This is a genomic window from Nocardioides immobilis, from assembly GCF_003515065.1.
Taxonomy (GTDB): domain Bacteria; phylum Actinomycetota; class Actinomycetes; order Propionibacteriales; family Nocardioidaceae; genus Nocardioides; species Nocardioides immobilis.
Genome location: NZ_QXGH01000020.1, coordinates 37,347 through 57,470 on the forward strand (window position 1 = coordinate 37,347; position 20,124 = coordinate 57,470).

A 20,124-nucleotide genomic window follows, 5' to 3' on the forward strand; every position below is an offset into this window, starting at 1 on the left:
ACCTCGGTACGACGTACGTGGTCGCCGCCTACCCTAGACACCATGACGGGTGCGCACACGGCTGGGCCGACCGAGGCCGCGCCCCAGCCCGAGCCCGAGGACGCGCCCCAGCCCCCGCCACAGCGCCGGCGCCGGTCGCTCGCCTGGCGGATCGGCACGCCGGGCGTCGCGATTCTCAGTGGTGCCCTGTTCGTGATCTCGGCGGCCGACAGCCGCGGCACCGACCTGCGACCCGGCCGCTACACGGACCTCGCCGGGCTGGTCGAGGCGGAGGCAGCCGAGTACGAGGAGATCCGGCAGGACCTCGAGGACCTCGAGGACGAGGTCGATGCGCTGACGGAGGACGTCCAGACGCTGGGGGTCACCCGCACCCGGGGCCGGATCGAGGTGCTGCGGGACCCCGCGGGCCTCGAGCCGCGCACCGGTGCGGGCGTGTCGGTCACGCTGAGCGACGCTCCGGAGGAGAACCTCGACGAGGCCGTCGCCCACGACTACAAGGCCGACCGGCTGGTCGTGCACCAGCAGGACATCCAGGCGGTCGTCAACGCGCTCTGGGCGGGAGGCGCGACCGCGGTCACCATCGCCGGGCAGCGGGTCATCACCACCACCGGCATCAAGTGCGAGGGCAACGCCGTCCAGCTGCAGGGCGTCCCCTACCCGCAGCCCTACGTGATCCAGGCCGTGGGCGACCCGGACGACCTGATGGCCGCCCTCGACGCCGATCCGCTCGTCAGCGGCTACCGCTCGGACGCCGTGAACCCCTACCTCGAGATCGGGTGGGACGCGGAGACCGAGGACGAGGTCGTCGCGCCGGCGTACGACGGACTCCTCGACCTGCGCTACGCCCGGCCGGTCGTCACGAACCCCTAGTCGTTGTCGTTCCCGTTGGGCGGCGGGACGCTGAGCACGTTGAGCGGGTCGCTCCCCGCCGCGACCTCGTCGCCGTCGCTGTACGTGTCGCCGTCGGAGTCAGGGTTGTTGGGATCGGTGCCCAGCGTCGCCTCGTCCTCGTCGGACAGGCCGTCGCCGTCGGTGTCGGTCGGCGGCGGCGGAGCCGAGGTGGTGGGCTCCTCGAAGGTGGAGACGAAGATGGTGACCGTCTCGCCCTGGTCGAGCTCCTCGCCCTCGCCGGGGATCACGTCGGTGACCTCGCCCTTCGGGGCCTCGGACGTGGTGTCCTCGCGGACGTCGACCTCGAACCCTGCCTGGATGATCAGTCGCTCGGCCTCACCCTGCCGCTTCCCGATGACCTGAGGCACGACCTCGGGACCGTCGGAGACGCAGAGCGTGACCATGTCGTCGCGGCCGACCGAGGCCTCCGGCTGCGGGGTCTGCTCGACCACCGTGCCGGCGGCGTCGTCGGTGTCGCACCGCTCGGACGCGACCGTGATGTTGGCGCGCTTGATGCCGGCGTCGACCAGGTCGGCGATCGCGATCCGCTCCAGGCTGCCGATCACCCGCGGCATCGCGAAGTCGCAGGGTCCGCTGCTGAGCACCAGTGAGACCGGGGTGCCGGGGTCGACGTAGACCTCCGCCTCGGGGTCCTGCTCGATCACCCGGCGGGCGTCGTACTGGTCGCTGCACTGGCGCTGCTTGTCGTCGATGTCCGTGAGCCCCTCGTCGGAGAGGAGCCCGCGGGCCTCGTCGACCTCGTAGCCCACGACCGACGGCACCTGGACGTCGGTCGGCTCGTCGGGGAAGAGCTTCGGCCACACGACGTAGGCGGCGGCCAGCACCGCCAGGACCAGCAGTCCCAGCACCAGCCAGAGCCAGATCTTGCGGCTGCGGTCGCGGTCGTCGGCGGGCGGCGCGGGCCGCTGCCGGACCTGGGTCTCGGCCGTGCCGTTGACGGCCGGGACCACAGCGGTCGCCGTGGTCGACGGCTCGTCGGGGAGGGGCGGCGGTGCGACCGCCGACACCGGCCGCCCGGCCAGGTAGCGCTCGATGTCGGCGCGCATCTGGGCCGCCGACTGGTAGCGGTCCTCGACCCGCTTCGCGAGCGCCTTCATGACGATCGCGTCGATGTCGGGAGTCAGGTCGGCGTCGTGGTGGGACGGGGGTACGGCGGGCTCGCGCACGTGTTGGTACGCGACGGCGACCGGGCTGTCGCCCACGAACGGCGGCCGGCCGGTGAGGAGCTCGTAGAGGAGGCAGCCCGCCGAGTAGACGTCGGAACGGGAGTCGACCGACTCGCCGCGGGCCTGCTCGGGCGAGAGGTACTGGGCGGTGCCGACGACCGCCGCGGTCTGGGTCATCGACGACGCGGCGTCGCTGATCGCGCGGGCGATGCCGAAGTCCATCACCTTCACGTCGCCCGACGGCGTGAGCATCACGTTGCCGGGCTTGATGTCGCGGTGGATGATCCCGGCGCGGTGGCTGTAGTCGAGGGCGGAGAGCACGCCGCTGGTGATCTCGAGAGCCCGCTCGGGCAGGATCTTGCGACCCTCGCGGAGGATGTCGCGCAGGGTGCGCCCGGCGACGTACTCCATGACGATGTAGGGCTGCTGGACGATGTCGCCGCCGTCGTCCTTGGCCTCCTCGCCGGTGTCGTAGACCGCGACGATCGCCGGGTGGTTGAGCGAGGCCGAGGACTGCGCCTCGCGCCGGAAACGCGCCTGGAAGGTGGCATCGCTGGCCAGGTCGGTGCGCAGCCGCTTGACCGCGACCACGCGACCGAGGCGGGCGTCGATGCCCTTGCGGACCTCGGCCATGCCGCCGCGACCGAGCAGCTCACCGAGCTGGTAGCGGCCGCCGACCGTCGATCCCGACCCGGTCGAACCGGTCGGGCCCGGGGGCCCGGCGTTGCTCATCCGTTGTCACCTTCCGTCAGATCAGTGCCGCCAGTGTCCGTGCCGGCCGTGTCCGACGGCGGCGTCGTCTCGGTGGTCGGCGTCTCGGTGGTCGGCGTCTCGGTGGGCGCGGGCGCCCCCCAGTAGTGCACGTCGATCGAGTCGCCCACCTCGTACTCGCCGCCCTGGAGGGAGCTCACGGTGTCCTGCTCCTCACCGCCGGGGTTCTGGTCCTCGATGAGCACCGGGTCCAGCCCCAGGCGCTGGAGCTCGGCCTCGACCTCGAACCGATCCCGGCCGATGTAGTCGGCGGCGTTGATGGTCACGGTCTCATCCACCGTGGTCGTCGGTGTGGTCGGCTCGCTGGACGTCGTCTCGCTCGTGGCGGAGGTCACTTCGGAGGTCCTGCGGGTGGGGGCCTCGTCGCTGGTGGGCTCCTCGTCGTCCTGTCCCAGCAGGAAGACGACGAGCGCGATCGCCGCGGCGACGAGGAGCAGCACGATCAGGACGACGGCGAGGACGGGCTTCTTCCGCTTCTCCGGCGGCGCGGTGCCCTCGTAGGCCGACGGCCGGTCCAGCCGCGGCGTGGGACCCGCCACCGCGGCAGGGGCGACCTGCTCCGAGGTGGTGGGGAGCACGGCGGTCGCGTCGGTCAGCGGCATCGGCGGTACGGCGGCGGGCGGCGCGACCTCGGCACCCCGGAGCGCGGCCGCGAGCTCCCCGCCGTCGGCGTACCGCTGGGTGGGGTCCTTGTCCAGCGCCCGCCGGACGATGCTCCGCAGGTCCTCCGGCAGTTCGGCGGGCAGCTCGGGGACGGGCTGCTGCAGGTGCGCGAGCGCCGTGGCGATCGGGCTGTCGGCCTCGAACGGCCGCCGTCCGGTCAGGCACTCGAAGGCGACCACGCCGAGCGAGTAGACGTCGGACGCCGGCACCGACGGGTTGCCGCGCGCCTGCTCGGGCGAGAGGTACTGCGGGGTGCCCATCACCGCGCCGGTGCGGGTGATCTGGGCGTCATCTGCGGCGCGGGCGATGCCGAAGTCGGTGACCTTCACCCGACGGTCCGGGGTGACGATCAGGTTGGCGGGCTTCACGTCGCGGTGGACGATGCCGGCACGGTGGGCGACCGCGAGCGCATCCGCGGTCTGCAGGACCAGGTCGCGCACGACCGCCGGGTCGAGGGCCCGACCGCTGCCCTTCGCCTGGGCCAGCAGAGTCGACAGCGGCTGGCCCTCGACCAGCTCCATCACGAGGTACGGCGACCCGGCGTGGTCCGGGCCCGGGTCGGAGTTGTAGTCGAAGACCCCCGCGATGCCGGGGTGCTGGAGCGCGGCCGCGTTGCGGGCCTCGGTCTCGAACCGGGTGCGGAACTGCGGGTCGTCGGCGTACTCGTGCTTGAGCACCTTCACGGCGACCGGGCGGTTGAGGCGGGTGTCGGTGGCGCGCCAGACGACGCCCATCCCGCCGGTGGCGATCCGCTCGTCGAGCCGGTAGCGGTGGGCCCCGTCGGCGTACTGATCAGTCATTCAGGACCGCCTCCATCACTGCCTTCGCTATCGGTCCGCCCAGGGCGCCGCCGGCGATCTCCTTGCCGGGCGCCTCCTGGATCATGACCGCCACGGCGACCTCCGCGTCCTCGGCGGGCCCGAATGAGACGAACCAGCCGTACGGCGGCAGTCCCTCCACGCCGCGCTGCGCCGTGCCGGTCTTGCCGGCGATGCTCACGCCGGGGATCGCGGCGGGGGAGGCGGTGCCGTTGGCAACGGTCTCGACCATCAGGTCGGTGACCTGGTCGGCGGTGGTCGGGGAGACGGCGTCGCGCAGCTCCTCGGGCTCGGTGGTCTCGAGCGTCTCGTACTCCGCGGACTGCACCTCCTCGACCAGGTAGGGCCGCATCAGGGTGCCGCGGTTGGCCAGCGCCGACACGACCATCGCCATCTGCAGCGGCGTCGACTGCACCTCGAACTGGCCGAAGCCGGTCTGGGCGGTCTGGGCGTCGTTGAGCTCGACCTGCGAGCCGTCGGCACCCTCGACGCTCTCCGGGTAGACCGACTGCGCCTGCGGTGACAGGTCATTGAGGTAGTCGCTGTTGAAGCCGAACGCCTCGGCCTGCTCCCGCATCTTCTCCGGCCCGAGCTCGACCGCCATCTTCGCGAACGCGGTGTTGCACGAGTAGGCCATCGCGGTCAGGAACGAGACCTCCTCGGGGCTGCACTGGAAGCGGCCCTCGTTGTCGATCACGTTGCTCTCGCCGGTGGTGCCGGGCGTCTGCCAGGTGGCGCCGGACGGGACGTTGTCGTCGGAGGAGTAGAGGCCGTTCTCGATCGCGGCCGCGGCCGTGACCACCTTGAACGTGGACCCCGGGAAGAGCCGGGTCTGGATCGCGCGGTTGACCAGCGGCTCGCGGTCGTCCTCGTCGAGCCGCTCGTAGGCCTGCTCGGAAGCGTCGAAGTCGTGGGTCGCGAGGTCGTTGGGGTCGTACGTCGGCAGCGACACCATCGCCAGGATCCGGCCGGTCTTCGGCTCGATCGCCACGACCGAGCCCTCGCCCTCGGGTCCGACGGTCGACAGGAGGGCGTCGTACGCCGCCTGCTGGGCCGCGGGGTCGAGCGTGGTGAGGACGTTGCCGCCCTTGTTGCTCTGGTTCTGCGCGAGGTCGATGAGCCGGGTCACGAACAGCCGCGGGTCCTCGCCGGAGAGGACGGTGTTCTGGGAGCGCTCGATGCCGGTCTGGGTGCCGAGCGTGAGGAAGCCGGTGATGTTCGCGTAGAGCCGGGGCTTGGGGTAGACGCGGAGGTACTTGTACCGGTCGTCGAACTCCTCGCTGCGCGCCAGCGTGACCTGGTCGCGGCCCTCGCCGGCGAGGATCTCGCCCCGCTCGCGACTGAACGCGGCCTCGGCGACCCGGGCGTTGAGCGGGTCGGTGTTGAGCTCCTCGGCGTGCCAGAACTGCAGGTAGGTGATGTTCACCATCAGCGCCAGGAAGAGGAACATGCAGAAGATGGAGACCGTGCGGATCGGCCGGTTCACTTGGGCACCGCCTTCACGATCTGGGTCTGCAACAGGTCAGGATCCTCGGACTCCTCGGTGATCTCGGGCACGGGCCGCCGTGCCTGGTCGGAGATGCGCAGCAGCAGCGCGATGATCGCCCAGTTCGCGACCAGGGACGAGCCGCCGTACGACAGGAACGGGGTGGTGAGGCCCGTCAGCGGGATCAGCCGGGTCACACCGCCGATGACGACGAACACCTGGAGCGCCAGGACGCCGGCGAGACCGGTCGCGACCAGCTTGCCGAAGCCGTCGCGGGAGATGAGGGCGGCGCGGAGAGCGCGCTCCACGATCAGGCCGTAGAGCAGCAGCACCGCGATCACCGCGGTCAGCCCGAGCTCCTCGCCGATCGCGGCCATGATGAAGTCGGACTCCGACTCGGGGACGCGGGACGGCATGCCCTGGCCGAGGCCGCGGCCGGTGAGGCCGCCCCAGGCGAAGCCGTAGACGGCTTGCACGAGCTGGTACCCGTCGCCGTCGCGGTCGGCGAACGGGTCGAGCCAGATCTCGACCCGCTGCTGGACGTGGCCGAAGATCCGGAACGCCACCGCGGCGCCGCCGAAGAACAGCAGCCCGCCGACGACCAGCCAGCCGGGTCGCTCGGTCGCGACGTAGAGCATGATCAGGAACAGGCCGAAGAACAGCAGGCTCGAGCCGAGGTCCTTCTGCAGGATCAGGATGCTGAGGCTGATGCCCCACATCACGAGGATCGGCCCGAGGTCGCGGCCGCGCGGGAAGTCGACGAAGAGCACCCGACGGCCGGCGAGCGCGAGCGCGTCGCGGTGGACGACCAGGTAGCCGGCGAAGGTGATGACGAGCAGCACCTTGGCGACCTCGCCGGGCTGGAAGTTGAACGGGCCCAGGGCGATCCAGATCCGGGCGCCGTTCACCTCGTTGCCGATCACCGGCAGCATCGGGAGGATCAGCAGCACCAGGGCCGCGAGGCCCGACGTGTAGGTGAACCGCGCGAGCAGCCGGTGGTCGGGCAGCAGCACCAGGGTCGCGACGAAGAGCACGACGCCGACCGTCATCCAGATCAGCTGCTGGTCGGCGCGGCCGGTGTCCTCGGCGAGGTCGAGCCGGTGGATCACGGCGAGCCCGAGCCCGTTGAGCGCGGCGACGATCGGCAGCAGCACCGGATCGGCGTACGGCGCCACCAGCCGCACCACGACGTGGGCGGCGATCACGAGCGCGACCAGCCAGCCGCCGTACCCGACGATGTTGGTCGGGACCTCGCCGTTGACACCCAGGCCGACGGAGGCGTAGGCGCCGATCCCCACCACCAGGGCGAGGATCAGCAGGAACAGCTCGGCACCGCGGCGGCGGCGGTGCACGAACTGCAGGAGGCTGGCGTTGGCGGCCACGAGTCTGGGCTACTCCTCGTCGTCCGCGGGCATCATTTTCTCGGCCAGGTTGCGCACGATCGACGTCGCGTCCTCGTAGTCGTCGGCGGCGATGCCCTCCTCGACATCCGCCTGGGCGGCCTCCGGGAGCTCGTCGACGGCGAGGTCGCTGGTGCGGTACACGCTGGAGAGGCCGGGGATGCCGTCGATGCCACGGTAGACGGCGACCTGGCCGTCGTGCTCGGCGACGTAGTACTGCTGCTGGGTCCACCAGTACGCCGACGCCAGCCCGACCCACACGAGCCCGAGCACCAGCGCCAGCGCCATGATCCGGCGCAGCCAGGTGTAGCGGGGCGGCGGGAGCGGCGCGTAGCGGTACTCCTCCTGGTCGACCGGCGGGTCGGCCTGGATCGCGTAGCCGACGCCCTCGGGGATCTCGGCGTCGACCGGCTCGAGCTCGCCGGTGTCGCCGGAGCGGTGCCCGCGGAACAGGCTGCGGGGCATGCGCCGCTTCAGGTCGGCCGCGGCGCCGACGATCATCGGCTCGGTGTCGTCGTGCAGCGGGCTGGCCGCGAACTGCTCCTCGGTGAGCACGTCGGCGACGACGCAGGTGACGTTGTCCGAGCTGCCGGCGTCGAGGCTGGCCCGGACCAGCTCGATCGCGGCGAACTCCGGCGACCCGCTGGAGAGGATGTCGGCCATCCGCGCGTCCTCGAGCACGCCGCAGGCGCCGTCACTGCAGAGGAACACCCGGTCGCCGGGCGCCAGCGCGATCGTGAACAGGTCGGGCTCGACCTCGTGGAGACCGTCGAGCGCCTTGAGGATGAGGTTGCGGTGCGGGTGGATCCGCGCCTCCTCGGGGCTGATCCGGCCCTCGTCGATGAGGCTCTGCACGAACGTGTGGTCGCTGGTGATCTGGGAGAGCTCGCCGCCGCGCAGGAGGTAGCCGCGGGAGTCGCCGATGTGGCCGACGGCGATCCGGTGGCCGTCGAAGAGGGCGACCGTCGCCGTCGTACTCGTGCCGCTGAGGGCGGGGTCGTTGTCGACCTGGCCGGCGATCGACTCGTGTGCCTCGTGGAGCCCGTCGGTGACCCGGACCAGCAGGTCGACGGATCCGGGTGCCTCGTCGAGCTGGCGGAGCTCGTTGACCGCGACACCGGACGCGATGTCGCCGCGGGCGGCGCCGCCGACGCCGTCGCAGACGGCGAGCAGCCACGGGCCGGCGTAGCCGGAGTCCTGGTTGTCCTTGCGGACCCGGCCGACGTCGGAGATCGCGTAGTAGCCGAGCCGGAGCGGCTCGGTCGAGGCCTCGACGGTGTCGGGGACGGGCGGCGGCTCCTCCTCGGGGGCGTCGACCGTCGGGCCGTCGGGAGGCAGCGGCTGCTCGGACGGCAGCGGCCGCATCATCGTCAGGTCGGCCGGGGCGCCGGCGGGCGGCACCGGGAGGTCGGTCGTCGGCCGCTCCGGCTCGGTCTCGGTCTCGACCGTGTCGGGCGGCGGCGGCTGCTCGGCCGGCGGCGGCTCCGTGGGCGGGGGTGGCTCCGGCTGCTCGGGCTGCTCGGGCTGCTCGGGCTGCTCGGGCTGCTCGGGCGGCACCGTGCGCTCGTCCGGGAGCTGGTTGTCGTCAGACGTCAAAGGACTACTTCCTCAGCTCCAGGATGGTCTTGCCGATGCGGACCTGTGCACCGAGGCCGATGGTCGTCGGCTGCGTGATGCGCTGGGTCCCGAGGTAGGTGCCGTTCGTGGAGCCGAGGTCTTCGACGTACCACTGGTCGCCGGAGGCGGCGATCCGAGCATGACGGGTCGAGACATAGTCGTCGTCGAGGCGGATCGCGGCGTCGTTGCCACGTCCGATGAGGATCGGCGCGTCGGCGAGGTTCGCGGTCACGCCGGAGTTCTGGCCCTGGATCACCGCGACGTGCGTCGGCGATCCGCGTCGCTTCGGCGGTGCCTTCTGCTTCGGGGGCTTGGGGGCGGGTGGAGCGGCGCCACCGCCGGCCGACGGCAGCCGGGCGCCGAACATGTCGGAACGGATCACCGAGATCGCCGAGAGCACGAAGATCCACAGGATCGCCAGGTAGGCGACCCGGACCAGGAACAACGTGAGCTCAGACATCGGTGATCTCTTCCTCCAGGAGACGGACGACCAGTGACGTGTGACCGACCTGCACGCGCGATCCGTCGCGCAGGGCTGCCCTGCTCACCTTGCGCCCATCCACGGTGATCCCGTTGGTGGAGCCCATGTCGTGGACCTCGATCTGCAGCGGACCGTCGCCGGGTGCGGTGGCCGCGGCCGACTGTGTCGTGACCAGGAACTCGGCGTGTCGCCGGCTCACACCGGGGTCGTTGATCTGGAGGTCGGCCTCGCTGCCGCGCCCGACGACGAGGCCCGGCGGCTGCAGCGGATGACGGGTGCCGTTGACCTCGAGCACGGCCCGGGTGCGCTGGCGGGCGCTGTAGCGGGCGTGCCCGCTCACCGACGCTTCCGCCTTACTCAGCACCCGGAACCGGCCGGTGCCGAGGTCCTCCGCGGCCTCGAACACGATCCGGATCGGACCCGGGAAGACGTAGGACTGGAGGTCGGCGTGCTCCTGCAGCTGCTCGACCAGCTCGGCGGCCAGGGCCGAGTCGTACGGCGCGAGCCGGTCCAGGTCGGACTGGGCGAGCTCGACCGAGAACGCGTTCGGCACCAGCCGTCGCTCCCGCGACAGGATCTGTGCCTGGTTGTCGAGCTCCCGCTGGAGCGCGGCAGCGATCTCGACCGGTTGCACCGCACTGCGGAACGTGCGAGCGAAAACCCCCGAGATGGCCTGCTCCAGCTTGTGCTCGAAGCGTTGCAGTCCGCCCACTGCGGGAGCCTCCTTTCCCGTCCGCTCGTCGTCACGCACCCGCCGGTGCGGGATTCGCTCGATCGTATCGGTGTGCGCATCGTCGCTGGTTGAGGTGCGAGCGCTAGCGAGCCTCGAGACCAAGACCCCCTCACCGGTTTGGGACGCGTGGCGGCCCTGGGATAGCCTTGCCCGGCTGATCATTCAGCAGCGCGCGAGTGGCGGAATAGGCAGACGCGCACGGTTCAGGTCCGTGTGTCCGAAAGGACGTGGGGGTTCAACTCCCCCCTCGCGCACGTGTGACAGGCCCCGGGTCCTCGGATCCGGGGCTTTGTCCATTTCGGAGTAGGCCCGTCGTGCGGGGCTGAGACGCACCGGGATGTGCTGTTGTCGCCGTCGCTGCGGCGTCGACCTCCTGGCGTACGAAGGCGAGCTGGTCTCAGTCGCCTATGTCGGCTCACGCGCGCCTTCAGCGATCACTTAGCGGAGGGTCATTTCTTGGGCCGAACGCCAGATGTTTGCGGGCCGTAGATGCATCCCGGGGAGCACTCCCGCTGTACGACCTCGGGCTGGGGCATCTACTTCCGTCCCAGGGCCACGCGAGTCCACCGGTTACTGCAGCGCTCCCATGATGCTCGTGGCGGTACGACCGACTTCGCGCGCTACGTCGGAGGCCGGGTCGAGGTGCTGTTCTAGACGGAGCCCAGAGATATTGACTGCGCCGACCACCGTCCCAGAGCGGTCCGACACTGCGGCAGCTATCGCACTCACCCCGGGGCCCAGGCTGTCGCGGACGAGCGCCACGGACCCAGACTTGCGCACGCACTCCAACCGGGCCTCGACCGCGGCGTAGCGCTCTTCGCCGATCCGTGCACACCCTTCGTCGGCGCTCATGCGTGCGAGCATGGCAAGTCCGGTGGCGCTGGTCTCGAAGGGGATGCGCGTACCGATCGCTGGGCCCCAGGTATGACCTGGGGCTTTACTGATTTCCGGAGTTTGCCTGAACGCAGAAGGCCGCAACGACGGGTGCACCAGCCTCTACTCGGAGAGGTTTGGACATGTCATGGATGGAGAAGCGGCGGCGCACCGGAACGGTGTTTCCAACCGGGGGCTCGCAGCGCCCGCGGTTTCGGCAAGGGCAACGCTCGGCGGATCAAGGAACCTCAAGACCGCGGGCTGGCGCTGGGGCGGGGAGTGTTCCCTAGTTCCGCACGTCCTGGGGTCGGACTCGGAGTCGTGCCGCGATGCGTGCCAGGGCGCGTTGGTCAGCGGGCGAGAGCAGGTCGATGGCGTGGAGGCGCACGGCTTCGACATGGAGTGGCGCTGCCTCCGCCACCTTGTCGTACCCGGACGCGGTGAGCTCGGCGATCGTGTATCGACCGTCGCTCGGATCGGGGTACTTGATGACCCATCCCCTCTGCTCGAACCGCTTGACCACGTTCGAGAGCCGGGTCAACGATCCGCTGGTGAGGAAGGCCAGCTCACTCATGCGAAGCCGACGGTCAGGTGCCTCTGACATCTGACTGAGCGTCATGTAGTCGAACAGCGTGAGGCCGGCCTCGCGCTGCAGGGGCCCTTCCAGTCGTCCAGGAAGGAGAAGGATCAGGGAGATCAACCCGGTCCATGCTTCCTTCTCTGCATCCGTCAGCCACTTGGTCGGCACGTTGTCCCCTCGAGTCGTGTGTGGTGTGCATGGACGAGACAGCGTACCCGTTTGACTTCATGCTTGAACTCATGAACACTTGAGTTCAAGCATGAAGTCAAATGAAGGAGTCGCTGTGTCCATCGAGTTCACCAACCCGGACGGTCTGCCCGAGATCGACCTGTACCGCCAAGTCTCCATCGCCACTGGAAGCCGCATCGTGCACATAGCGGGCCAGGTCTCGTGGGGCGCAGGTGAGGTCGGTGAGTCCGATCTTGCTTCGCAGATCGAAGACAGTTATGCCCACGTCGCGACTGCGCTCGCTGGGGCGGGGGGCTCTGTGGACGACATCGTCGACCTGACCATGTTCGTCGTCGACTGGGCGCCAGCACGGATGAGTGAGGTCGTCGACGGTCTGGACCGTGCCGCCGGGCGACTCGGCAGGAGGCCAGTCCCGCCGGCGACCCTGATCGGGGTTGCCGCTCTGGCCGCTCCGGAGTACCTCGTCGAGCTGAAGGCAGTCGCCGTCCTGCCCTGATGCCGCGACCGAGTCAGCTGCGCACACCCCCGCGAGCGTCGCGGGAACTCATCGTCGGAATCGAGTTCACACCGCGCAGCGGATTGCCCCGCGTGGCGAGGCGGACTACTTCTTCGTGCGACGCAGGGTCTCGATGCGTAAGGGCGCGAGATCCCCATCTCCGCTGCAACAGGCGCAATTGGTCGGTGCGGCATCGGGTGAGACAGAGCCCAGCGAGGATCAGCAACTCATGATCCCCCCGCGGGGTCCTTTCTGACGCTCGCCCATGGCCCAGAAATGTCTCATCAACTACGGCGGCCGCTGCAGTCATCGAAGCTGGACAACTCGACACTTGCTGGTGCACCCCCGGGGTGCACACCCCCGACGTAACGGGAGCGAACCGGATGCAACTGAACGCCGGTTTCACGCTCAGGACGACGGTTTGCGACTGGCCGAGCGTGGGGATTCTCCGGTTCAACTCCCCCTCGCGCACGGGTGACGAAGCCCGGGTCCTCGGATCCGGGCTTCGTCCATTTCCACGCGAGCTCCCTGGCGCGGGTCCGGCACCTCAGACGCCCGCTCGGACTCGCTGCTTCGGGTGCTGACTGTCGGCGCCGTCTCCTCCGCCCGGGCCGTCCGCGCCGGCTGAGCGCTCTTCGCCGTCCGTGTGGTGGTGACCGCCGCGCAGGTTCCGGGGGAGGATGAGGGCAACCGCGATCGCGCCGACCACCAGCATCAGCCCCGCCACCCAACTGGTGGTGGCCACCGCTTCAGCGTAGGAGCTGGTTACCGAGTGCATGAGCGCGTCGGCAAGAGTGGCGGTGCTCGGATCGCTCGCGAGGTGTTCCGCGACGCCGGCGCCCGCGCCGACGGGGTCCGCGGCACGATCCAACGCGCCGTCTACCTGGCCGCGCAGCGCCTCGGGGACGGCTGCTGTCTGGCCGGCGGTCTTGTCGGCCAGGCGCTCGTCGTAGGTGGTGGCGAGGATCGAGCCGAGGAACGCGATGCCGAGCGAGCCGCCGAGCTCGATCGCGGTGTCGTTGAGTCCGCCAGCGGCGCCGAGCTCGCTCTCGCTGAACCCGCCCATGATGGTGTCGGTTGCCGGTGGCTCGCTCAGGCCCATGCCGAGGCCGAGCAGGGAGAGCGCGACCAGGTAGGAGACGTAGGTCGACGATGCATCTGCCTGGGTCAGGATCAGCACGCCGCCTGCACCCAACAGCATCCCTGTGACAATCAGCCATCTGCCGCTGACCCACCGCATCAAGATGCCGCTCAGCAGTGAGCCGATGGTGACGGCGACCGCCAAGGGCAGCAGACGGATCCCCGTCTCGAGTGGCCCGTAGCCGAAGATCGCCTGGAGGTACTGCGCGACGTAATAGATGACCGCGAACGCTGAGAGGAACAGCAGCATCACGGCGAGCGAGGAGCCTCCGACGGCGCGGTCGGCGAGCTTGCGGACATCCAGCAGCGGCGCAGGATGGCGCAGCTGTCGTCGTACGAAGAGCAGGCTGGTCAGCGCTGCCAGCGCGAGTAGCGAGAGCTGGAGCGCTCCCCACCCGGCGTGGAAGCCGTCGATAACGGCGTAGACCATTGTCCCGATCGCGACGATCGAGTAGATGCCGCCCAGGTAGTCGAGGGGCTGCCGGCTCTCCACGCGGCTAGGCGGGATCAGCGCCAGCGCGGCCACGATCGCGACGGCCACGAACGGCACGTTGACCAGGAAGGTGGAGGACCACCCTGCGTTCGCGAGCAGGGCGCCCGACACGAGGGGCCCCAGCGCGATCGCCAGCCCGGAGGTCGCTGCCCAGATGGAGATGGCCTTTCCCCGTTCGGCGCGCGGGAAGATCGCCACCAGCAACGACAGGGTCGCCGGCATGATCACCGCCGCGCTGACGCCCATCGCGAACCGGGCAGCAATGACCGCCTCGGTGCTGTCTGCCAACGATCCGAGCAGCGACCCAGCGCCGTAGACCACCAGGCCGGCGATCAGCGCACGACGTCGCCCGACCCGATCGCCCAACACGCCGAAGAGCAGCATCAGGGCGGCGTACGGAACGGTGTAGCCGTCGACCAACCACTGCATCTCGTGGCTGCGCAGCTCGAGGTCGGCCGTCATGTCGGGCAGCGCCACGATCAGCGAGGTGTTGGCCATGACGACCAGCAGCAGACTCAGGCAGAGCACGCCGAGAGCCGGCCAGCGCCGCGGATAGGGCCGCGCATCTGCCTCTACAGGGTTCTTCACGATGAACGCCACAACAACTCCGATCTACTTGCACATTGGTGTGCAAGAAGATTGCAACACTTGCACACTTGTGTGCAAGTCGGGATAGTGTGTTGCGCACACCGCGGTGGAATCGACCCGCGGAGCTGGCGGCGCGAGCCGCGGAGAACGAGCGGCCCGCGGCGGAGCTGTGCAGGCACAGAAGTGAACGAGAGAGGAGCGGGGCAAGCGTGCGCTCTAAGCGAGACATGATCATCGAGGCGGCCATCGACACCCTGGGGGCCCACCCCGACGCAACCCTGTCGGACGTTGCGGCCGCGGCCGCCGTCGCCCGGCGCACCATCTACGGCCACTTCGCCTCGCGCGCGGAGCTCGTTGGCGCCATCGCCGACCAGGCCGCCGAGGACCTCGAGACGTTGATGGAGCGGCTGGGATCACTCACCGGCAAGCCGCCGACCGATCTGGCAGTACTCACCTTCTGGACCTGGCCTGTTGCGAACAGGTACCGCTTGCTGCTGAGCCTGGGCCGCCACGAGCTGGGCGACCAAACGATCGTGCGGCTGATGCGACCTGCACGCCAGCGCACCGTCGAGATCGTGGCCGCCGGCCAGGCCGACGGTTCCTTCTCCGACTACCTCCCCGCCGAAACCATCGTCGCGCTGGCCGACAACGCGACCATCGTCATCCTCGAGGAACACAACCGCGGCGTCGTGGGCGATCCGGCGGCCGCGGTCAGCACGGCGAGCCTGATGCTTGCCGGCGCCGACGCCGCCACTGCCACGAAGGCCGTCGACGAGGCGCGTCGGTTTCTGGACATCCGGTAAGCCCCTCCCCTGCGAGGGCCTTGGGAAAGGAGGTCGGTGACATGCCAGATGATCCGCGCCCTTCAGGTGCGGGCACCAGTCGGAGCACCTCGGCGACCATCCAGCCGAACATCCTGCGGTACCTCGCTCTCGTCGCCGAGGAGCGTGGAGTCGACCTCAAACCTGCCCTGGAGCAGGTGGGTCTGGACGAGGTGGCGATGCGCTCCGTCGACCTCCGCGTGTCCTACCGGCAGGGCAGCTCGGTGATCCGTCGCGCATTGGACTTGACGGGGGACGAGCACCTCGGGATGTCGGTGGGGGCTGCTCAGCACTTGACCGCGTGGGGGCTCCTCGGCCTGGCGCTGATGGCCAGTGACACCCTCGCCGACGCCATCGAGACCGGGGTCAGGTACCAGAACCTCTCCGGTGCCATGGTCGTCTGGTCGTGTGGTTCCGAGAAGGGTGGGTTCGGGTTACGGGCTGAACTGCCGGATCCGGCGCTGGACCCGGCGGTCGGCATGTTCCTGCTCGAGGAGGCGCTGACGTCGGTGATCACGGTCGCCCGGCTTGCCGTCGGGCCCTCGCTCGCACCCCGTGCGGTGGAGCTCGCACTGCCGCCGCCGGTCGGCGCCGACCCGTATCCAGGGTTCTTCGGCTGTCCGGTCCGGTTCGGTGCCCCCGTCAGTCGGTTGGTGCTCGACGCCCGCTGGGCATGGGCCAGGATGCCGGGCCGGGACCCGGTCACTCTCGCGTCGTGCCTGGAGCTGCTCGAGGCGCTGATCGCGTCACGACGCGACCAGCAGGAGCTGCTGGAGGTGCTCGAGGTCTCGGTGGCGCAGCGGCTTCCCGACGTCCCGTCCTTCGCCGAACAGGCGCGCCGCCTGGCGCTCAGCGAGCGGACGCTGCGCCGGCGGCTGACCGAGTGCGGCACGACGTACCAGGAGCTCGTCGAGGGCGTCCGTCGCGAACGGGTGGAAGGGCTGCTGCGCCGCCCCGAGCTGACCGCGCGCGAGATCGCGCGGAGCGCCGGGTTCTCCGACGAGCGAGCGCTCCGTCGAGCGGTGCGACGTTGGCATGGCAGCTCACCCCAGGAGCTGCGCAAGACGATGCTTGACGGGCGGGCGCTTCCGACCCTGCCTCCTGGCCGCTGAGGTCCTCCTCCTGGCCGGAGAGGTCAGTGCCCACCGGTGCCGCGGCCCCGACCATGAAGGGGCCAGCATTCCCCTGACGGAGGAGCCGTCGTGAGCACCCACACCGAACCACCGACGCCGAGCGCCGTGCCGGACACCTGCATCATCGGGGCCGGCCCGGCCGGACTGGCCGTCGCCCGCGCCCTGGCCGAGAGGGGTCTTCCCTACACCCACCTGGAGCGGCACTCGGCCGTCGGCGGAATCTGGGACATCGACAACCCCGGTACGCCGATGTACGAATCGGCGCACTTCATCTCCAGCCGGACGCTGTCGGGATTCGGTGGCTTCCCGATGCCGGAGTGGTACGCCGACTACCCACCGCGCGAGGACATCCTGTCCTACCTGCGCAGCTTCGCCGACGCCTACGGCCTCACGGCGCGGATCGAGTTCGAACAGGAGGTCGTCGCCGTGGAAAGGGGCGCGGACGGCACCTGGTCCGTGACGCGCGCGTCCGGCGTACGCACCGAGCACCGCGACGTCGTGGTCTGTTCCGGCGCGCAATGGAACCCCAACCAACCGACGCTGCCCGGCACGTTCACCGGCGAGGTTCGCCACTCCATCAGCTACCGCTCGGCTGCGGAGCTCAGCGGCAAGCGGGTCCTGATCGTCGGCGCGGGCAACTCGGGCGTGGACATCGCCTGCGACGCCGCCGCGAACGCGCACTCGGCCGCGATCAGCATGCGTCGCGGCTACTGGATCATCCCCAAGCACCTGTTCGGGAAGCCGGTCGACGTGATCGGCGAGAGCGGACCGCACCTCCCGGCTCGGCTGGAGTCGAAGCTCTTCGGCGGGCTCCTGCGCCTGTTCGAGGGCGACCTGCGGGCGGCAGGTCTGCAGAAGCCTGACCACCGGCTGCTCGAATCACACCCGATCGTGAACTCACAGCTGCTCCACCACCTCCGCCACGGTGACCTGATCGCAAAGCCGGACATCGTCGACAGCGAGGGCTCGACAGTCCGGTTCGCCGACGGCAGCCAGGCGGACTACGACCTGGTCATCCTGGCCACCGGCTACGAGCAGCGAGTCCCGTTCGCACAGGACTTCTTCGGCGACAGCCACCACCCGGACCTGTACCTGTCGGCGTTCTCGCGACGGCACCCGGGGCTCTACGCGGTGGGCTTCATCGAGACCAACTCCGGCGCCTACCAGATGTTCGACCTGCAGGCGCAGCTGATCGCCAGCTACATCGACGAGCGTGATCAGGACACCGCGAGCGCACGCAGGTTCTCGCTGCGGATCGCGCACGACCGGCCGGATCTCACCGGAGGCCTGCGGTTCGTCGCCTCACCGCGGCACCAGGGGTACGTCCACGCACCGGACTTCAAGCGCTACCTCCGCAAGATCGCCAAGCAGCTCGGCTGGCGCAGCGAGGGCCGCCCACCCCGGGCTGTCGAGCAGCGCGGCGATCGGCCGACGCCAGCGCACCTGGAGATGGTGTCGTGAAGTTCGACTTCCACGACAAGCTGATCGTGGCCACCGGCGGCGCGGGCGACATCGGCACTGCGTTCGCGACGCTCGCCGCCGCGCGCGGAGCCGACGTCGTCGTGGTGGACATCGATGCTCGCAGGGCGGCGCGGGTCGCTGAGGGACTGCCGCGAGAGGGGACGCCGATCGCCGGCGACCTGACCGACCGGGGTTTCGTAGAGGACCTGGTCGACACCCTGGGCAGTCGGTTCGGGCGCGTCGACGTGCTGGTGCACAACGTCGGCATGACCAGCTCGGAACGGTTCGACGAGCGATCGGTAGAGAGCATCGAGCGGGAGCTCGCTGTGAACCTGCTCTCGCCGCTGGTCCTGACCCGCCTGGCGATCCCACTGCTCCGGCGGTCGTCGGACCCACGGGTCGTCACCACCGTCTCGCTCGGAGGCATCTTCCCGCTCGGGGAGACTCCGATCTACACCGCTTCCAAGTTCGGGCTGCGCGGCGCGATGCTGGCGATCGGCCTGGACCTGGAGGCCAAGGGGATCAAGGCAGGATCCGTCCTGCCGTCGGCCGTCGACACCCGGATGCTGCAGGAGGAGGCGGTCGACGGCGGCAACAGCCTGCAGTTCCAGAACCCACCGCAGCAACCTGCCGACGTGATTCGGGCGATGGTCTCGCTGCTCGATCGGCCGCGGCTAGAGGCGTATCCCCGGCCGGGGGAGTCCGTCCTGACGCGCGTGGCGATGCTGGCCCCCAACCTGCTTCCGAGGCTGCTCCCCTTGTTCCGCGGCCAGGGCGAGCGCGGCATGGAGCGCTACCTGCGCACACTGGAGCGACGAGGCATTGTTCGGCGAGAGGGCTCCCGCTGGGAGTGGGTGGAGGCGGAGCGTGTCTGAGTCCCGGCTCGGGCTCTCCGAGCTCATCACGGTACGGCGCCCTGCGGACGGCGCCGCCGTGGCGACGTACCGTCCGGTTGACGAGCGGGGTGTCCGGGAGGCAGTCGCGGTGGCGGCCGAGGCAGCTCCCGCCTGGGCCGCGCTGCATCCGCGGGCGCGAGGCGAGCTGATGACCGAGCTGGCCAGGTTGATGGAGCGCGACGCACCAGTGCTGGCGAGGCTGGACTCCGAGGACGGCGGCAAGCCGATCACCGACTGCATCACCGGCGACGTCCCCGGCGCGATCGAGTCGATCCGCTGGTTCGCCGAGGCCGCCGACAAGGTGTCCGGGTCGGTCGCACCCACCGACGACAGTGCCCTGGGCATCACCACCCGGCACCCGATGGGCGCGGTCGCGGCCCTCGTCCCCTGGAACTACCCGCTGGCGATGGCGGCCTGGAAGATCGGGCCTGCTCTGGCGTCGGGCAACTGCCTGCTGCTGAAACCGGCCGAGGCCACACCTCGCTCGGTCCAGCACTTGGCCGCTCTCGCGGCCGAGGCAGGCCTGCCGACCGGGGTGCTCACCGTGCTACCCGGTCACGGAGCGGTGACCGGCCGGGCGTTGGCCGAGGACCCCCTGGTCCGCGCGATCTCGTTCACCGGCGCGCAAGCCACGGGAAGGCAGATCCTCGCCGGCGCCGGCGCCTCGAACTTCAAACGGGTCTCGCTGGAGATGGGCGGCAAGAGTCCCCAGATCCTCATGCGCGATGCACTCTCGTTCGGCGAGGAGCTGTTCGAGGAGATGGCGGTCGCCGCGTTCCTCAACAGCGGCCAGAACTGCACCGCAGGATCGCGCATCTACGTCGACGCGTCGATCTTCGACGAGGTGGTCGGACGGCTTGTCGCAGTCGCCGAGAAGCTGGTGCTCGGTGACCCGGCCGAGGCCCGCACCCAGATGGGGCCGCTGATCAACCACGCCGCACTCGAGCGCGCCGAGTCCGCAGTGAGCGACGCCGTCACGCAAGGGGCCGAGCTGCTCACCGGCGGGTCTGCGGTCCAGGTCCTGCCGGGAGGCCACTACCTGCCCGCCACTGTCGTCTCGAACGTGCCGCGTGACTGTGCGCTGTCCCGGGAGGAGACCTTCGCACCCGTCGTCACGGTGTCACCCTTCCGGGACGAGGATGAGGCCATTGCCCTCGCCAACGACACCGAGTACGGGCTGGCGGCATCCGTGTGGTCGCGCGACATCGACAGCGCGCTCCGGGTCGCCCGGCGGGTGGAGGCGGGCGTGGTCTCGATCAACTGCTACGGCGAGGGCGACATCACCACCCCGTTCGGCGGCTGGAAGCAGTCCGGTTTCGGCGGCGCGGAGAAATCACTGGCTGGTTTCGACCAGTGGACCCTGCCCAAGGTGACCTGGCTGCGCACCCGGAGCGGGGGGGTCTGAGG

17 protein-coding genes and 1 tRNA gene are annotated in these 20,124 nt (G+C 70.1%); 8 read left to right on the top strand and 10 right to left on the bottom strand.

Translation table 11 applies throughout. From position 1 onward, the window contains the following. Positions 1-42: 42 nt before the first annotated feature. Positions 43-870, top strand: coding sequence for a DUF881 domain-containing protein (locus D0Z08_RS16450; RefSeq protein ID WP_118926339.1), 828 nt, complete (start codon positions 43-45; stop codon positions 868-870). Here the strand turns inward: D0Z08_RS16450 and pknB are convergent. Genes pknB through D0Z08_RS16485 form a run of 7 tightly spaced genes read right to left on the bottom strand, consistent with a single transcriptional unit; the run spans position 867 to position 10,026 of the window. Further along, positions 867-2,810 carry a Stk1 family PASTA domain-containing Ser/Thr kinase gene (gene pknB / locus D0Z08_RS16455; RefSeq protein ID WP_118926340.1) on the bottom strand — a complete coding sequence of 648 codons (1,944 nt, stop codon included), beginning with the start codon at positions 2,808-2,810 and terminating at the stop codon, positions 867-869. The two genes, D0Z08_RS16450 and pknB, sit on opposite strands and share 4 nt — an antisense overlap. Next, complete coding sequence (locus D0Z08_RS16460; RefSeq protein WP_118926341.1) at positions 2,807-4,312, bottom strand: serine/threonine-protein kinase; 1,506 nt, start codon at positions 4,310-4,312, stop codon at positions 2,807-2,809. The genes pknB and D0Z08_RS16460 overlap by 4 nt, the downstream gene beginning before the upstream one ends. After that, positions 4,305-5,816: a peptidoglycan D,D-transpeptidase FtsI family protein gene (locus D0Z08_RS16465; protein ID WP_118926342.1), complete on the bottom strand. Its 1,512-nt coding sequence runs from the start codon at positions 5,814-5,816 to the stop codon at positions 4,305-4,307. The genes D0Z08_RS16460 and D0Z08_RS16465 overlap by 8 nt, the downstream gene beginning before the upstream one ends. Further along, positions 5,813-7,198 (bottom strand): FtsW/RodA/SpoVE family cell cycle protein, encoded by a 1,386-nt coding sequence (locus D0Z08_RS16470; protein WP_118926343.1) that lies wholly within the window; start codon positions 7,196-7,198, stop codon positions 5,813-5,815. Before D0Z08_RS16470 ends, D0Z08_RS16465 begins: the two co-directional genes overlap by 4 nt. Before the next feature lie 9 nt (positions 7,199-7,207). Further along, positions 7,208-8,812, bottom strand: a complete 1,605-nt coding sequence (locus D0Z08_RS16475; protein WP_245994031.1) for a PP2C family protein-serine/threonine phosphatase — start codon at positions 8,810-8,812, stop codon at positions 7,208-7,210. A gap of 4 nt (positions 8,813-8,816) precedes the next feature. Then, positions 8,817-9,293 (bottom strand): FHA domain-containing protein FhaB/FipA, encoded by a 477-nt coding sequence (locus tag D0Z08_RS16480; RefSeq protein ID WP_118926344.1) that lies wholly within the window; start codon positions 9,291-9,293, stop codon positions 8,817-8,819. Then, the gene (locus tag D0Z08_RS16485; protein ID WP_118926345.1) at positions 9,286-10,026 is read right to left on the bottom strand and encodes an FHA domain-containing protein; all 741 of its coding nucleotides are present in this window, start codon (positions 10,024-10,026) and stop codon (positions 9,286-9,288) included. Before D0Z08_RS16485 ends, D0Z08_RS16480 begins: the two co-directional genes overlap by 8 nt. A 191-nt stretch (positions 10,027-10,217) precedes the next feature. Between D0Z08_RS16485 and D0Z08_RS16490 the strand changes: the two genes are divergently transcribed. Next, positions 10,218-10,301: transfer RNA gene (locus D0Z08_RS16490), tRNA-Leu, on the top strand. A 316-nt stretch (positions 10,302-10,617) separates the two neighbouring features. Here D0Z08_RS16490 and D0Z08_RS33750 read toward each other — a convergent pair. Both D0Z08_RS33750 and D0Z08_RS33045 read right to left on the bottom strand, forming a co-directional pair. Further along, on the bottom strand, positions 10,618-11,037 hold the full coding sequence (locus D0Z08_RS33750) for an IclR family transcriptional regulator domain-containing protein (RefSeq protein ID WP_182481343.1): 420 nt from the start codon (positions 11,035-11,037) through the stop codon (positions 10,618-10,620). 169 nt (positions 11,038-11,206) lie between these two features. Then, positions 11,207-11,668 (bottom strand): MarR family winged helix-turn-helix transcriptional regulator, encoded by a 462-nt coding sequence (locus tag D0Z08_RS33045; RefSeq protein WP_118926347.1) that lies wholly within the window; start codon positions 11,666-11,668, stop codon positions 11,207-11,209. Between the two features lie 115 nt (positions 11,669-11,783). Between D0Z08_RS33045 and D0Z08_RS16505 the strand changes: the two genes are divergently transcribed. Continuing rightward, positions 11,784-12,185: a RidA family protein gene (locus D0Z08_RS16505; protein WP_118926348.1), complete on the top strand. Its 402-nt coding sequence runs from the start codon at positions 11,784-11,786 to the stop codon at positions 12,183-12,185. Between the two features lie 547 nt (positions 12,186-12,732). Here D0Z08_RS16505 and D0Z08_RS16510 read toward each other — a convergent pair. After that, a complete protein-coding gene (locus tag D0Z08_RS16510; RefSeq protein WP_220454218.1) occupies positions 12,733-14,406 on the bottom strand; it encodes an MFS transporter in 1,674 nt (557 codons plus the stop codon). Positions 14,407-14,633: 227 nt separating this feature from the next. Between D0Z08_RS16510 and D0Z08_RS16515 the strand changes: the two genes are divergently transcribed. The 5 genes from D0Z08_RS16515 (at position 14,634) to D0Z08_RS16535 (ending at position 20,122) form a co-directional block, all read left to right on the top strand. Beyond that, positions 14,634-15,209, top strand: a complete 576-nt coding sequence (locus D0Z08_RS16515; RefSeq protein WP_118926350.1) for a TetR family transcriptional regulator — start codon at positions 14,634-14,636, stop codon at positions 15,207-15,209. Between the two features lie 41 nt (positions 15,210-15,250). Continuing rightward, positions 15,251-16,339 carry an AraC family transcriptional regulator gene (locus D0Z08_RS16520; RefSeq protein WP_118926351.1) on the top strand — a complete coding sequence of 363 codons (1,089 nt, stop codon included), beginning with the start codon at positions 15,251-15,253 and terminating at the stop codon, positions 16,337-16,339. Positions 16,340-16,429: 90 nt separating this feature from the next. Then, on the top strand, positions 16,430-17,821 hold the full coding sequence (locus D0Z08_RS16525; RefSeq protein ID WP_220454219.1) for a flavin-containing monooxygenase: 1,392 nt from the start codon (positions 16,430-16,432) through the stop codon (positions 17,819-17,821). Next, entirely contained in the window at positions 17,818-18,696 is an 879-nt protein-coding gene (locus tag D0Z08_RS16530; RefSeq protein WP_118926352.1) for an SDR family NAD(P)-dependent oxidoreductase, read from the top strand. Before D0Z08_RS16525 ends, D0Z08_RS16530 begins: the two co-directional genes overlap by 4 nt. After that, positions 18,689-20,122 (top strand): aldehyde dehydrogenase family protein, encoded by a 1,434-nt coding sequence (locus D0Z08_RS16535; protein WP_220454220.1) that lies wholly within the window; start codon positions 18,689-18,691, stop codon positions 20,120-20,122. Before D0Z08_RS16530 ends, D0Z08_RS16535 begins: the two co-directional genes overlap by 8 nt. Positions 20,123-20,124 lie beyond the last annotated feature (2 nt).

Excerpts from the sequence above, each read along its gene's own strand:
- D0Z08_RS16460 (WP_118926341.1), bottom strand. The coding sequence starts at position 4,312 with ATGACTGATCAGTACGCCGACGGGGCCCACCGCTACCGGCTCGACGAG.
- D0Z08_RS16480 (WP_118926344.1), bottom strand. The coding sequence starts at position 9,293 with ATGTCTGAGCTCACGTTGTTCCTGGTCCGGGTCGCCTACCTGGCGATC.
- pknB (WP_118926340.1), bottom strand. The coding sequence starts at position 2,810 with ATGAGCAACGCCGGGCCCCCGGGCCCGACCGGTTCGACCGGGTCGGGA.
- D0Z08_RS16520 (WP_118926351.1), top strand. The coding sequence starts at position 15,251 with ATGCCAGATGATCCGCGCCCTTCAGGTGCGGGCACCAGTCGGAGCACC.
- D0Z08_RS16450 (WP_118926339.1), top strand. The coding sequence starts at position 43 with ATGACGGGTGCGCACACGGCTGGGCCGACCGAGGCCGCGCCCCAGCCC.
- D0Z08_RS16515 (WP_118926350.1), top strand. The coding sequence starts at position 14,634 with ATGATCATCGAGGCGGCCATCGACACCCTGGGGGCCCACCCCGACGCA.